General features: G+C 39.4%; 12 protein-coding genes and 1 pseudogene. All 13 read left to right on the top strand.

What is annotated here, in order from left to right; translation table 11 throughout:
* Nucleotides 1-11: 11 nt before the first annotated feature.
* The 13 genes and pseudogenes from thiH to PLH43_RS04640 all read left to right on the top strand — a co-directional run bounded on the left by thiH (nt 12) and on the right by PLH43_RS04640 (nt 15,265).
* Nucleotides 12-1,118, top strand: a complete 1,107-nt coding sequence (gene thiH / locus PLH43_RS04700; RefSeq protein WP_324360601.1) for a 2-iminoacetate synthase ThiH — start codon at nt 12-14, stop codon at nt 1,116-1,118.
* 17 nt (nt 1,119-1,135) lie between these two features.
* Nucleotides 1,136-1,747: a sulfur carrier protein ThiS adenylyltransferase ThiF gene (thiF, locus tag PLH43_RS04695; protein ID WP_324360599.1), complete on the top strand. Its 612-nt coding sequence runs from the start codon at nt 1,136-1,138 to the stop codon at nt 1,745-1,747.
* A 17-nt stretch (nt 1,748-1,764) separates the two neighbouring features.
* A pseudogene (locus PLH43_RS04690) lies at nt 1,765-2,217 on the top strand (hypothetical protein); the annotation flags it as partial.
* A gap of 27 nt (nt 2,218-2,244) precedes the next feature.
* Complete coding sequence (thiE, locus tag PLH43_RS04685) at nt 2,245-2,907, top strand: thiamine phosphate synthase (protein ID WP_324360647.1); 663 nt, start codon at nt 2,245-2,247, stop codon at nt 2,905-2,907.
* 1 nt (nt 2,908) lies between these two features.
* Nucleotides 2,909-4,207, top strand: a complete 1,299-nt coding sequence (thiC, locus tag PLH43_RS04680; RefSeq protein WP_324360597.1) for a phosphomethylpyrimidine synthase ThiC — start codon at nt 2,909-2,911, stop codon at nt 4,205-4,207.
* 478 nt (nt 4,208-4,685) lie between these two features.
* Nucleotides 4,686-5,210 (top strand): GNAT family protein, encoded by a 525-nt coding sequence (locus PLH43_RS04675; protein ID WP_324360596.1) that lies wholly within the window; start codon nt 4,686-4,688, stop codon nt 5,208-5,210.
* 229 nt (nt 5,211-5,439) lie between these two features.
* The gene (locus PLH43_RS04670; protein ID WP_324360594.1) at nt 5,440-6,561 is read left to right on the top strand and encodes an SH3 domain-containing protein; all 1,122 of its coding nucleotides are present in this window, start codon (nt 5,440-5,442) and stop codon (nt 6,559-6,561) included.
* 84 nt (nt 6,562-6,645) lie between these two features.
* Nucleotides 6,646-8,982 carry a DNA internalization-related competence protein ComEC/Rec2 gene (locus PLH43_RS04665; RefSeq protein WP_324360592.1) on the top strand — a complete coding sequence of 779 codons (2,337 nt, stop codon included), beginning with the start codon at nt 6,646-6,648 and terminating at the stop codon, nt 8,980-8,982.
* Nucleotides 8,983-9,108: 126 nt separating this feature from the next.
* Complete coding sequence (locus tag PLH43_RS04660) at nt 9,109-10,155, top strand: M42 family metallopeptidase (protein WP_324360590.1); 1,047 nt, start codon at nt 9,109-9,111, stop codon at nt 10,153-10,155.
* Nucleotides 10,149-11,186, top strand: a complete 1,038-nt coding sequence (locus PLH43_RS04655; RefSeq protein ID WP_324360588.1) for a M42 family metallopeptidase — start codon at nt 10,149-10,151, stop codon at nt 11,184-11,186. Before PLH43_RS04660 ends, PLH43_RS04655 begins: the two co-directional genes overlap by 7 nt.
* A gap of 45 nt (nt 11,187-11,231) precedes the next feature.
* Entirely contained in the window at nt 11,232-12,215 is a 984-nt protein-coding gene (locus PLH43_RS04650) for a M42 family metallopeptidase (protein WP_324360586.1), read from the top strand.
* A gap of 233 nt (nt 12,216-12,448) precedes the next feature.
* Nucleotides 12,449-13,516 (top strand): histidinol-phosphate transaminase, encoded by a 1,068-nt coding sequence (gene hisC, locus PLH43_RS04645; protein WP_324360584.1) that lies wholly within the window; start codon nt 12,449-12,451, stop codon nt 13,514-13,516.
* A 123-nt stretch (nt 13,517-13,639) separates the two neighbouring features.
* Nucleotides 13,640-15,265 carry an MBL fold metallo-hydrolase gene (locus PLH43_RS04640; protein ID WP_324360582.1) on the top strand — a complete coding sequence of 542 codons (1,626 nt, stop codon included), beginning with the start codon at nt 13,640-13,642 and terminating at the stop codon, nt 15,263-15,265.
* The last annotated feature ends 109 nt before the right edge of the window (nt 15,266-15,374 follow it).

The raw sequence follows: 15,374 nt of genomic DNA, 5'->3' as shown, positions 1-15,374 counted from the left end.
GGGAATGAACGATGAGCTTTTATGAAAGGTATATGGAGTATAAAAATTTTGATTTTGAGGGCTTTTTTGACAGGGTCACTGACCGGGACATCATTAACATAATAAACAAGGACCGGCGGCTTTCGGAACTGGAGTTTCTCATGCTTCTTTCCCAAAAAGCGGCAAAGTACTTAGAGCCCATGGCTCAAAAGGCAAAGAAGCTTACGCTGCAAAATTTCGGAAAGGTTATATTACTGTACACGCCGATGTATCTTGCAAATTACTGCGTGAATCAGTGCGTCTACTGCGGCTTTAATATAACCAACAGCATAAAACGAAAAAAACTCACTTTAGAAGAAGTGGAAAAAGAGGCCCGGGCAATTTCATCCACAGGTCTTAGGCATATTTTGATTTTGACGGGAGAATCCCGAAAGGAAAGTCCTGTCGGGTACATAAAGGATTGTGTGAAAATTCTTCGAAGGTACTTCAGGTCCATAGCGATTGAGGTCTATCCTCTTTATGAAAATGAGTATGCCGAGCTGGTAGAGGAAGGTGTAGACGGTATAACCATCTATCAGGAGGTATATGATGAAGAAAAGTACAAGGCACTTCATTTAAAAGGACCCAAAAGAAATTACATATACAGGCTTGATGCCCCGGAAAGGGCATGCAGGGCCTCAATGCGAAATGTGAATATCGGAGCTCTTTTGGGACTTCATGACTGGCGGACGGAGGCTTTTTATACGGGACTTCATGCAGATTATCTGCAAAACAACTATACAGATGTAGAAATAAGCATATCCCTTCCGAGAATAAGACCCCACTTTGGAAGCTTCATACCCGACTGCATCGTGGAGGACAGGGATTTGGTGCAGATAATGTTGTCTTACAGATTATTTATGCCAAGGGCGGGGATAACAATTTCCACAAGAGAAAGTGAGAAGCTGAGAAATAATCTTATAGGTCTTGGAGTTACCAAAATGTCTGCCGCGTCAAGTACCCAGGTAGGGGGACATACCCTTTGCGATAAAAGCGACGGACAGTTTGATATTAATGACCGGCGGGGTGTGGAAGAAATGAGGCAAATGATTTACAGCAAAGGTTATCAGCCGGTGTTTAAAGACTGGCAGGCAATATAGTGATTTGGGAGGCAGCTATGAATGAATTTGAAAAAGGACTGATGTCCTATCTGGGGAAAGAAAGACTTGAAAGACTTGGCAAAGTTAAAGTGGGAATTGCCGGAGCCGGGGGACTTGGCTCAAATTGTGCCCTGCATTTTGTAAGAAGCGGTTTTAAATACTTAAAAATAGTGGATTTTGACGTGGTGGAGCCGTCCAATCTGAACAGGCAGTTTTTCTTTCTGGATCAATTGGCTTGTCCTAAAGTTTTGGCTTTAAAGGAGAATCTTTTAAGGATCAACCCCGACGTAAGGATAGAAGCAATACAGCAAAAAGTTGATAAAAACAACGCTAAGATGCTGTTTGATGACTGCGATGCTGTGATAGAGGCTTTTGACAAGGTGGAGTACAAGACCATGATGGTAGAAACTTTTGCTTCGTCGGGAAAGTTTTTCGTGTGTGCGTCAGGACTTGCCGGATGGGGAAACAGTGATGAGATAAAAATTCGAAAAATACATGACAGGTTCTTCATGGTTGGAGATTTTGTGACCGGAGTTAAAGAAGGTGTACCTTCCATTTCTCCTAGAGTTAATATTGCAGCAGCAAAACAGGCGGATTTGGTTTTGAGCTTTTTTATAACGCAAAAATAGAAGCTTTTGCTTCTTATATGCTGTGTGTACTGTTTTTTGGACTGAAGTGTTATAAAGGATACCGGAAATATGAAGCTTTTTGGGAGGTGACGGTGTTGGATAATCTTTATAGAGTGCTGGACGCCAATATAAACAGAGCGTCGGAAGGGCTTAGGGTTTTGGAGGATTTGTCACGGTTTTGTTATAATGACAGACTGTTTTCAAAAAGGCTCAAAGAATTGAGGCACGGTATAAGAAAAAATATTTCAAACCTGATTCCAAACCTTATAGAAAGCAGGGATTCGGTAAATGATGTGGGTTTTAAAACATCAATGGAACTGGACATTGACCGAAAAACCTCTATTTATGAGCTTTCCCAGGCAAACTTCAAGCGGATTCAGGAGGCTTTAAGGACTATAGAGGAAAGCCTTAAGGTTCTCAATGAATTAAAGCTTTCCAAATTATATGAAGGCTACAGGTTTGAGGTATACGGCATTGAAAGGGAGTACTTTAAATTTATGATTGGTACAAGTAAAAGAGGTAAATTGAACGAAATAATGACCGGTCTTTATTGCATTACCTCGGAAGAACACTCTAAAGGCCTAAGCAATATTGAGGTGGTAGAAAAAATGATAAAGGCCGGAATCAAGATAATTCAGTATAGGGAAAAGAAGAAAAGTCTTCTGGAAAAATACAATGAGTGTCAAAAAATACGTAAGATGACTCTGGGATCGGACGTTACATTTATTGTAAACGACAATATTGATATTGCAATGATGGTTAAAGCTGACGGCGTACATATAGGGCAAGATGACCTTCCGATAGAAAAGGTCAGAGAGCTTGTGGGAGATGAAATGATTATAGGGATATCTACCCATTCTCCAAAACAGGCAGAGGATGCGGTAAGGCGCGGGGCCGATTATATAGGCGTGGGTCCTCTTTATAGAACGTATACCAAAGAGGATGTCTGTGAACCTGTGGGGCTTGAGTACCTTGACTATGTTGTGAAAAATATAAAGCTACCCTATGTCGCAATAGGCGGTATAAAGGAACACAATATGGATGAGGTTTTAGCCCGGGGAGCCCGTTGTATAGCCATGGTTACCGAGATTGTGGGCGCAGAGGATATTGAGAAAAAAATTCGCACGGTAAAATCAAAGTTTTCGAGAGGGGATTTATAAAATGTATACAACTCAGATGGATGCTGCAAAGAAAGGAATAGTAACCGATGAATTGAGAATAGTGGCTCAAAAAGAGAATATGCCGGTTGAAAAACTTCTAAAACTTGTTGCTTCGGGAAAAGTGGTCATACCGGCCAATAAAAACCACAAAAGCCTTGTCCCTGAGGGGATAGGAGAAGGTTTAAGGACAAAAATCAATGTTAATATCGGAATATCAAAAGACTGCTGCAATTTTGACAAGGAATTGGAAAAGGCTAAAAAGGCAATTGAGCTTAAGGCTGAGGCCATAATGGATTTGAGTTCCTACGGCAAGACAGGAGAGTTTAGGCAAAAGTTGGTTAAAATGTCTCCCGTAATGATAGGTACTGTGCCGGTATATGACGCGGTAGGGTTTTACGACAAGGACCTTAAAGACATTACAGCTGAAGAGTTTTTTGAGGTGGTGGAAAAGCATGCCGAAGACGGTGTGGATTTTATGACAATTCATGCCGGAATAAATAGGGAAACTGCCGAAAGATTTAAGGAGAACGGCAGACTTACCAATATTGTGTCCAGAGGGGGATCTTTGATATTTGCATGGATGGAGCTTACGGGAAATGAAAACCCCTTCTATGAGCAGTATGACAGGCTTCTTCAAATATTTGAAAAATATGATGTGACCATAAGTCTTGGAGATGCATTGAGGCCGGGAAGCATAAATGATTCCACCGATGCGGCGCAGATACAGGAGCTTATTGTTTTAGGTGAGCTTACCAAAAGAGCATGGGATAAAAATGTACAGGTTATGATTGAAGGCCCGGGTCATATGGCTATAAATGAGATTGCTGCAAACATGGTTTTGGAAAAAAGGCTTTGCCACGGTGCGCCTTTCTATGTTTTAGGGCCCATTGTTACGGATATTGCTCCGGGATATGACCACATAACAAGTGCCATTGGCGGAGCTATTGCCGCTGCAAACGGTGCGGATTTTCTGTGCTATGTTACTCCCGCGGAGCATCTGAGGCTTCCCGATATAGATGATATGAAAGAAGGAATTATAGCGTCAAGGATTGCGGCCCATGCTGCGGATATAGCAAAGGGTATTACTGGCGCAAGAGATTGGGATTACAGAATGAGCGAGGCCAGGAAAAACCTTGACTGGAACAGAATGTTTGAACTTGCAATAGATAGGGAAAAAGCGGAAAAATATCGCAAAAGCTCGATGCCTGAAGATGAAGACACCTGTACCATGTGCGGCAAAATGTGTGCCATAAGAAATACAAATAAAGCCCTTAAGGGTGAAAATATAAGTATTCTTTGAAAAAACTGTATGGAAAGTAACTCTTAAGGGATGAAAAATCAAGGGGGCAAGGGGGATAAACCCCTTGTTATAAGGTATCTTATGTTCTATTTGCTCTATTTATATTAATTTGAAGGAGCTTGCTAAAGATTATTATACAAAAAACTGCAGCTGTAAATTATGCCGCAGGTAATATATATTAATGTATAGAGGAAAAAGTATGTTAAAAAGTTTTCAAGTACATTATTAGTATATTACATCTATATATTTTAGGTAATTGGTAAACTGAACAATAATTAAAAAAAATAGGTCTTGTTTTTTGGTGAAAATATTACAAATCAAATAATATGGTTTTATGTATTTTGTATAAAAATTATTGCAAAAACAATGGAAAATAAGATTTAAAAAGGATTTTTAATTGATTGTGGAGAAATATATAGAATAATAGCGAATTGTATATTTTTAATTTATTGTTAATTTGATTGATGAGGGATTCTGAATGTATCCTCTGAATATTGACGGTGAGGAGTTATACCTTAGGGATTTAAAAATAAACGATCTGCCGCATTTGCTCAAGTGGTACAACAATATCGACGATTTTTCGTTGGCGACAGGCGTTTACGAGCCCATAAGCCTTAAGGAAATGCAAAAAAGGTATTTTTTAAGCCGGTCTTCCTCAAAGGATTTTTTTGCAGGAATATACATACGGGCATCAGATGAAATGATCGGTATCATAAAAGGCCGGGTAAATTGTGACGGGGCTTTTGCGGCATGGATTAACTCCATAATAATAGATCCGGAATTTCAGAGAAAGGGATACGGTGGTAAAACGGTTAATTTGCTTATACGGCATATAAAAGAATGCTGCAATGTAAACAGGGTATATTTGTCGGTGGCAGAAGAAAACGTTAAGGGGATGCTTTTTTGGAAGCAACAGAGCTTTAAAACGGTAAAAACGATAAAGAGTGATCATGGTTCTAAAAATGAATCCAAGAACGTAGTAATAATGTATAGAGAAGTATAAACTTTCCGTATGGAAATTGTCGATAAATATTATATAACATCCTTTTGAGCTTACATCGTGCAAGCAACCCCGTTTGCAAATTCGCGACCGGTAATTTGACAAATGGAAATTAGAAATATATAATATTTGTGTTCATGTAAAAACTTTTAACGAAATTTTTGGGGACGATTTCTGATATTTTATTTAAAATTGTCAAAGGGGTAGGAAAGAAAGAAACGGAGGATAAAGGATGTTAAAGTTTAACAAGTTTTTTATGTACATAACGGCTTCGGCTCTATCGGTTTCTTTATGGACATGTACTTCTTATGCCCAGCAGAACAAGACGGGAGTAACAACTGCGAGTATGCTTAATGTACGTGAAAATCCCAGCACTTCTACAAAAGTTATAGGACAGATTCCCAATGGAAGTAAAGTGGAAATAATTGAAACTTCAAACGGATGGTATAAAGTTTCGTATAACGGCAAGACGGGTTGGGTTTACAGCTCCTATGTTAAAGTAACGGAGACACCAAAGCCGGCTGTTGCAGACGAAACTATAGCGGCAACTTTAAATACGAGTTCTACTTCAACCGATAAATCTTCAACTAATTCTAATGCAACTAATTCTAATACAACTAATTCTTCATCCAATCAAGTAATTGATGAGACTCTTCTAAATCCAACTCAAAAGACTGCATCCGCAGAAAAAGTTGAAAGCACTGTTACAAAAACAGGAATTGTAAATGCTTCAAGTTTAAATGTAAGAAAAGGAGCAGGTACATCTTACGGTGTGGTTACTCAGCTTTCAAATGGTTCAAAAGTGAATATAATAAAAGAAGAATCCGGATGGTATCAAATTAAGCTGGCGGACGGTTCTACGGGTTGGGTTTCCGGTACATATGTAAATGTTAATACTACAGTTGCTTCAAGAGGCGGAATCGCTGAGAATTCCAATCAGGTATCTTCCGATAACAGTAATGCGTCCGATGTGAGGGGACAGGTTGTTGAATATGCCAAGAAGTTTTTAGGAGTTAAGTATGTGTATGGAGGAAATTCTCCTTCTCAGGGATTTGATTGCTCCGGATATGTAAAATATGTGTTCACTAACTTCGGCGTTAATCTTGAAAGGGTTGCAGCAAGCCAGGCAAAACAGGGCACGTGGGTTTCAAAGGATGAACTTCTGCCCGGAGACCTTGTCTTTTTCGATACTAACGGAGGACATAATTATGTTAACCATTCCGGCATATACATAGGAGATGGAAAGTTTATTCATGCATCATCGGGAAGCGGTAAAAAGAGCGTTGTTATAAGTGACCTTACGAGCGGATTTTATGCCAATGCCTATATGACCGCAAGAAGGGTTTTGAATTAGTAGTTTGACAAAAAAGTATAATAAATAGCAAATAGGAGATTTGATAAAAAGCTCCTTCGGTGAAGGAGCTTTTTAAGGCATAAAATGAAAAGACCGTTGGTTTGCTTTAGTTTATCTCTTATGGCCGGAATTTTGTGCACCAATTTAACTCATTCTTACTTGTTTGCAGTTTTGTCCTGCGCAGTAATTGGTTTGATTGCTTTTCTTCTGTTAAAGGACAGGGATAACAGCAAATTTGTCATTAGCGGAATTGTTCTGTTTTATATTGTCGGTGCGGTATATTATTTATACAGCTACAACTCAAATTTTTACAAATACGAGGATTTTGCCGGAAAGAATGTTGTTATAAGGGGATATATCGATTCGGCACCGGAGATAAGGGATTCAAGAGTTAGATATATACTAAAGACGGAGGAAATCTGGCCAAAGGAGGATTTAGGCCAGAAGAAGACGGTTCGGGGAAAAATTCTTCTTTCCGTGCAAGAAAGTGATGATATTCGGCTTTTTGAGTATGGAAGGGAGATTAAAATATCGGGAAAATTAAATATTCCCAAAGGGAGAACCAATCCCGGGGGATTTGATTATCGAAAATACCTGAACCATTCGGGAGTTTCTGCCACTATCTTTGCTGTGGACAGAAATATTTACCCGCAGAAAAATGTTAAAGGAAATATATTTGTCAAAGCAGGACTTAGTATCAGGGAAAAGATTGTAAATGTTATAAATCTAAGTTTGCCACCTCAGCAGGCAGGGCTACTTAACGGTATGCTGATAGGCTACAGGGAAGGTCTTTCCGATGAAGTGGAGGATGCTTTCAGTCGTTCGGGACTGACTCATTTAATGGCAGTTTCCGGAGCCAATGTGGCTTTTATCATGTTACCTCTTATCTTTATTTTTAAAAAGCTAAGGTTTAGACAAAACCTCTACAATATAATAATTATAGGCATCTTATTGATGTTTACCTTCATAACGGGATTTGAACCATCTGTGCTTCGTGCAGTAATAATGGCAATAGTCATCCTTGTTGGGCAGATTTTAAAAAGGGAGACGGATATTTTTACCAGCATTGCCTTTGCTGCGATTTTGCTTTTATTATTTAATCCCGGAAGTCTTTTTAATATTGGTTTTCAACTGTCTTTTGCAGCAACAATTTCGTTGGTTTTGTTTTATCAGAATTTAAAAAGCATGCTGAATTTCAGCTTTTTTCCGGAATTTATAACGGATGTGCTGGCATCTACAGTAGCAGCCCAAATAGGAGTATTGCCGATAACGGTGTTTTACTTTAACAAAGTATCTCTGATTTCGGTTTTATCAAACCTCATAGTTGCACCAGTGGTGGAATTTATTACGATTATGGGTTCTTTGATGGCTCTTTTGGGGCAGATACATATTATTTTTTCCGTATTGATAGGTTATTGCAACAATGCCCTTTTAAGTTTTGTATTGTTTGTCACAAAAACGACAGCCCAGCTGCCTTATTCGGTTATAACGGTATCAACGCCTTCCATAGCCCTTGTGACAGTTTACTATGTGGCTATACTGTATTTATTCTGGTACAGGCCAAAACACAAATCAAAGCTAAACTACAAGTACTGCGCATTGGCAGGAGTTGTAACTGTAATGTTGTTAGCACTAAACCTCTTGTGGCCAAAAGGCATGGAAGTGGTGTTTTTGGATGTTGGGCAGGGGGACGGTGCTTTTATCAGAACATACAGCGGCAAGACTGTTTTGATTGACGGAGGGCCGGAAAGTGCCGGAGAAAACACTGTTGTTCCGTTTCTTTTGGATTATGGTGCAGCTGAAATTGACCTTGTGGTTGTGAGCCACGGACATGACGACCATTATAAAGGGCTTTTGCCCGTGCTTGAAAACTTTAAGGTGGAAAATATCATAATTCCCGATATTGATATTGATGAGGGATTGTCGGATGTGCTTGAAATTGCCCAAAAGAGAAAAATCCCGGTTGAAAAGTGCGGGAGGGGCGATGTCATTACCCTTGACAAAAAGACATATATTGATGTTTTGCACCCAAAGGAAGGCACTTATTTTAGTGAGTCGGACACAAACAACAACTCTCTGGTTCTAAAGCTCAATTTTAAGGATGTGAGCATACTGTTTACAGGCGATATTGAAAAGGAAGCGGAGAGACTAATTTGTGAAGATGATGTGAATCTTTCGGCGGATGTGCTGAAAATAGCACACCACGGGTCGGCTACATCTTCAACGGGGGTGTTTTTGGACAGTGTCAATCCCGATGTTGCTGTTATAAGCGTCGGCAAAAACAATTTCGGACATCCTTCAAAAGAAGTTCTTGAGCGTTTGGACATAAGGGATATTTATGTTTTGAGAACCGATATATCAGGAGCTATAGTATTAAAAACTTTCGGCGAAAAGATTCGAATAAGGGAAACGGTTCCATAAATTGCTTGAATTAACTTTATATTATAAAATTTAACAGTTTAAATTATAAATAAATCCCATTTAATTTGTTATAATTATAGAGTATGGTTTAATAAAATTATTCTAATGGCTTGGCGGGGTGAATACATGGATTATATAAATATTTTAAAGGATTTAAGTACATATCCCGGGGTATCCGGGCGGGAAGACAAGCTTTGCGGTCACATTGCAAAGATGTTTGAAAAATACTGTGACAGTGTGGAAATAGATGATTTCTATAATGTTATAGGAATAAAAAAGGGAAAAAGTGCCTCCGGCAGAAAAATTATGGTTACAGCCCATCTTGACGAAATAGGATTAATGGTAAAAAGTATTGACAAAAAAGGATTTGTTACCGTGTCAAATGTAGGAGGTGTGGACAGCAAGATCCTTTTGGCACAAGAGGTAATAATACATGGAAAAAAAGAGATATACGGTATTATAGGCGCAAAACCTCCTCACCTTTTGACACCGGAAGAAATGAAAAAGGCGGTCAAAATGGAAGATTTGACAATAGATACGGGACTTTCGGCTGAAGAAGTGAGAGAAAATGTGTCGGTAGGAGATATCGTAACTTTTAAAGTGGACCCATTTGAACTTCAAAACAGCAGGTTTAGCTCCAAGTCTTTGGACAACAGGGCGGGAGTTGCTGCCTTGCTGGACATTATGGAAAACTTGACATTGTTAAACCATAATGATGATGTTTGGTTTGTGGCAACCGTTCAGGAAGAAGTGGGTCTTAGGGGAGCCAATATCGCTGCCTACAATATAGATCCGGACTTGGCGATAGTGATTGATGTTTGCCATGGGCAGATACCCGGTGCGCCGAAAGAATCCGTATTTCCGTTGGGCAAGGGTCCGGCTGTTGCTGTTGGTCCGAATCTTCATAGAAAGTACACAAAGAAGATGATTGAGCTTGCAAAGGAAGAGAATATACCTTACCAGATCGATGTGGAGCCCGGGGACACCGGCACTGAGGCTTGGGCCGTACAGGTTTCAAGAGAGGGAATTCCCACACTTTTGGTTTCAATTCCTCTAAAGTACATGCATACAGTAATAGAGACTTTAAGCATAGATGATATAAAAAATACCGGAAGACTGATTGCCAGGTTTATTTCAATGACAGGGAACGAAATGGAGGAAGTGCTGTGCTGATAAAAGAGTTGACAGAGTTAAACGGTGTATCCGGAAATGAGGACGAGGTAAGAAAGTTTATAAAAGCAGAGGCAGAAAAGTATGCAGATAGTATTACTGAGGACTCAATGGGAAATCTGATTTGCTATAAGAAAGGCGTGTCCTCAAAATACCGCGTAATGTTATCCGCCCACATGGATGAGGTCGGATTTATGGTAACAGGATATGACGATGGTCTAATCAAATTTGCGAGTATTGGCGGAATAGATGAAAGAATTCTTCCCGGAAAGAGAGTTTTGGTTGGAGAAAAGCGGATTCCTGGGGTTATAGGTTCAAAACCTATTCATCTGCAGGAGAAGATTGAAAGGGGCAATAATATAAAGCAAAAGAATATGTATATAGATATAGGAGCTGAAAAAAAGGAAGAAGCCGAAAAACTTGCCCCCTTAGGGGAATACATAGCCTTCCACAGCGTATACACGGAGTTCGGAGACGGCTGTATAAAGGCAAAAGCTCTAGATGACCGTATCGGCTGTGCGATACTCCTTGAAATATTAAAGGAGACATATCGGTTTGATTTGTATGTCTGCTTTACCGTTCAGGAGGAGATAGGCTTAAGAGGTGCAGGAATTGCTGCGTTTAGGGTAAAACCCGATATTGCGATTGTTGTTGAAGGGACTACCTGCTCCGATGTGCCGGGAGTCCGCGAGCATGAATATTCAACGGTAATGGGCCAGGGGGCGGCGCTAACCATAATGGACAGGACTTCCTATCCCAATAAAAAGCTGGTTGACTTTATGTACAACACAGCAAAAAATAAAAACATACCGGTTCAGTACAAGCAAACTACCACAGGAGGAAATGATGCGGGCAAAATACAACTATCCCGGGAGGGAGTTGTGGTAGCATCGGTATCTGTTCCCTGCAGGTACATACATTCCCCGGTGTCGGTTATGAACCGAAGAGATTATGAAAGCTGCCTTAGTCTTGTAAAAGCAGTATTGGATGAATTTAGCAGTAACGAAAACTTGATTGAAAGCTTTAAAGCGTAGCATATTGATATAATATGTTAATCACAGAAAACGGAGGAATAGCAAATGTTTGATTTACTGAAAAAACTTACAGGAATCGTTGGAGTATCCGGAAATGAAGAAGAAATTAGGGAAGCTATAATTGAGGAAATTAAAGACTGCGTTGATGAAATAAAAGTTGACACCCTAGGAAACCTCATTGCCGTAAAAAAGGGCAAGGGCAAAAAAATCATGGTCGCGACTCATATGGATGAGATAGGCATAATGGTTACATATATAGATGATAAAGGCTTTTTAAGGTTTTCGGCCATCGGAGGAGTTAGCCGCTATGACTCCATAGGTCAGAGGGTAAAGTTTAAAAACGGAGTTGTCGGTGCTGTCTATTACGAGGAAAAGCTTGACGATATGAAGAATCTCCAGCTTTCCAAAATGTATATAGATATTGGGGCAAAAAGCAAAGAAGAGGCTCAAAAGATGGTAAATATCGGAGATGTTGCCTGCTTTGTCGGAGATGCGGTGTTGCAAGGTGATACCGTAATATCGAAGGCTTTAGACAACAGAAGCGGCTGCGCAGTTGCTGTAAAGGCGATAAAAGACCTGAAAAAGACAGATAATGAAATATACTTTGTGTTTACAGTCCAGGAAGAGGTCGGTTTGAGAGGAGCAAGAACCGCAGCTTTTAGTCTTAAGCCTGATATAGCCATAGCGGTGGATATCACAATGACTGGGGACACTCCCGAATCTCATCCCATGGAGGTTAAGTGCGGCGGAGGACCTGCAATAAAAATTAAGGACCGTTCTGTCCTTTGCCATCCCGAAGTAAGAAAACTTCTGGAGGAATCCGCAAAGAGGATTAATATTCCCTATCAGTTGGAAATACTTGAGGCAGGAGGAAGCGATCCCGGTTCAATACATTTGACGGCGGGAGGAATACCCTCTGGAGCAATATCCATACCGGTAAGATATGTTCACAGCCCTGTGGAGACCGCCAGTATGTCGGATATTAATAATGCGGCTAAATTATTGGTTGAAGCTATTTGCAAATATTGATATTAATACATGACCTCCTGACTTTAGCTCAGGAGGTTTTTTAATTAAAAATATTTTTGTTTCAAGGATATTATTCCGGCTTATGGCTGTGATATAATACTGAAGGTGTAAATCCACATTTTGAACTATTATGTAAACATTTTGAGTTGTAAAATGTTTTAATTATCTGAGTTTGAAATGAGGTAATTAATATTTGAAAAAATTAGTAATATTGATTTGAGGAGTTTTTGTATATGAGTAAGTATTGGAGTAATATTGTAAAAAAAATAAATCCATATGTTCCGGGAGAACAGCCAAAAGACAAAAAGTACATAAAGCTAAATACCAATGAGAATCCGTATCCCCCTTCAGAAAAAGTACTAAATGCCATTTCAAAGGCAGCAAATGAAAGCCTGAGATTATACCCGGACCCAACATGCGAAAGCCTGCGAAGTACCTTGGCAGAGCATTACGGGCTAAAAGCTTCAGAAATATTTGTTGGCAACGGTTCCGATGAGCTTTTGGCTTTTTCGTTTATGGCGTTTTTCAATCCCGGGGATACTATTATTTTCCCGGATATAACCTATAGCTTTTATGAAGTTTATTCCGCGATGTTTTCGGTAAACTATAGGTTAGTTCCCTTGGATGATGAATTTAATGTACCTGTGGATAAGTTTCTTACCGAAAATGACGGAATAATATTGGCAAACCCGAATGCTCCCACGGGAAAAGCTCTTTCAATTGAAAGCATAAAAAGAATTCTTGAAAAGAATACCGATAAAGTAGTTATTATTGACGAAGCATATGTTGATTTCGGTGCTAAGTCCGCAGTCGAATTGATAAAGGAATTTGAAAACCTTTTAGTTATCCGCACTTTGTCAAAATCCAGGGCCTTGGCTGGCCTTCGTGTGGGTTTTGCTTTGGGCAGCGAGCAGTTGATAGAGGGTTTGGAACGGGTAAAGAATTCTATAAACTCTTACACATTGGACAGACTGGCGCTGATTGGTGCTGAAGAAGCCATAAAGGATCATGAGTATTTTTGTGAAATCAGAGATAAGATAATCAATACAAGGGAGTGGGTTTCAAAGAAGTTGTCGTCAATGGGCTTTAAAGTGATTGAGTCAAAAGCCAACTTCATTTTTATAAGTCACCCGAAAATAAGCGGCAGACTGTTGTTTGAAAAGTATAAAGAGAACAATATCCTGGTTCGGCATTTTAACAGTTCTAGAATTGCCGATTTCCTTCGTGTAAGTATCGGCTCCGATGAAGAAATGGATATCTTTTGCCAAAAGACAAGGGAAATCATTGAGTTATTATGTTAAACTGTTTGACTTCGATAAAGAGGAAATTCCGGAATACTTCAATTTCTTTAAAGGTAAAAAATGTTCCTGTGTCGAATTAATATGTATCGAATTAAAATATAAAAAGAATTTGTGAGGTGCGAAATGAAGATAACCTTTTTAGGTGCTGCAAAAACAGTTACCGGTTCATGTTTCTATGTGGAGACGGCTTCTACCAAATTTCTTGTCGATTGCGGCATGTTTCAGGGATACTCCAAGAACAATGCCTTAAATGAAGAAGATTTTCCTTTCAATGTAGAAGAACTTGATTATATTTTTCTTACCCATGCGCATATAGACCACAGCGGAAGGATTCCGCGGATTTATATCAAGGGCTTTAAGGGTGAGGTAATTGCTACAAAGCCGACGGTAGAGCTTTGTGCCATTATGCTCCCTGACAGCGGTCATATTCAGGAATTTGAAAACGAATGGACGAACAGAAAAAGGCTTCGTGCAGGAAAGCCGCCAATTGAGCCGTTGTATACATATCAGGATGCTGTGGATTGCTTAAAACTTTTCAGAAAGGTTTCTTATGATGAAGTAGTGAAAATAAATGACGAGATAAGGGTAAGATTTAAAGATGCAGGGCATATCTTGGGTTCGGCCATCATTGAAATGTGGATTACCGAAAAAGGTGAAGAGACAAAAATCGTATTTTCCGGTGATTTGGGAAACAGGGATATGCCGATACTAAAGGACCCTTCGATAATCGAGAGTGCGGATTATCTTGTAATTGAGTCAACTTACGGCAACAGGCTTCACAAAGAACGTGTAAACAAAGCTGAGCATTTCTTGGATTTGATAAATACTACAATTGAGCAAGGCGGAAATGTCATAATACCTTCTTTCGCAGTGGGAAGAACGCAGGAACTCATATATGAACTGAATAAAAAGAAAGAAGTATGTGATGAAAAATTAAAAATGCTGTTTGCTACTCCGGTTTATATCGACAGTCCTATGGCCATATCGGCAACAGAGGTGTTTAGAAACAATCTGGACTGCTATGACGAGGAAGCAAGGGAATATATTGAAAACGGCGACAATCCTCTGGACTTTCCGGGACTTCAATTTACCCGGACAGCTGACGAGTCCAAGGCATTGAATGAGAGAAAAGAGAGCTCGATAATCATTTCTGCCAGCGGTATGTGCGAGGCAGGAAGAATAAAGCATCATTTGAAGCACAACCTTTGGAGAAAAGACAGCACAATAATTTTTGTAGGATATCAGGCTGAAGGGACGCTTGGAAGAAGGCTTATAGACGGTGCAAAGAAAGTAAGGCTGTTTGGTGAAGAAATCTCGGTGGAAGCAAGGATTGAGATGATTGAAGGCTTTTCAGGTCATGCGGACAAGGAAGGGCTTTTAAATTGGATTGGGAAATTTAACAGAAAGCCTAAAAAGATTTTTATAGTGCATGGCGAAGAGGATTCGATGGCCGAGTTTTCTGAAGAAATTAACAGAAGATTCAATATTGAAACCATCATACCGTCAAGAGGAGAAAGCTTTATAATAAATGCTCGCAATGTAACTGAAATTGACGAAAAAGTAAGGCCTAACAATTCCTTCAAGAGGCTTCAGGTGGTTGAAAAGCTTGAAAGCATTAAAGAAGAGGTGGATGAACTGTCATACATATTAAAATCAGACTTAAAGCAGGAGAAAACGGATCTTGAGATTGATGAATTGCTTGTAAAACTTAAGAATATAGAAAAGTCGATTTTAGAGGCGTTAAAGTAATATATACGATAATATATGTGAAAAAATTAATATGTTGTATTAAAAAATAAAGAAGTGGTAAGTTGTAAAATTAATTGCCCAAACATGATAAAAAAGAAGTGACTCAAAT

This window comes from Acetivibrio sp. (assembly GCF_035371925.1).
Classification (GTDB): domain Bacteria; phylum Bacillota; class Clostridia; order Acetivibrionales; family Acetivibrionaceae; genus Hungateiclostridium.
This window is presented reverse-complemented; position numbering and strand designations above follow the sequence as displayed.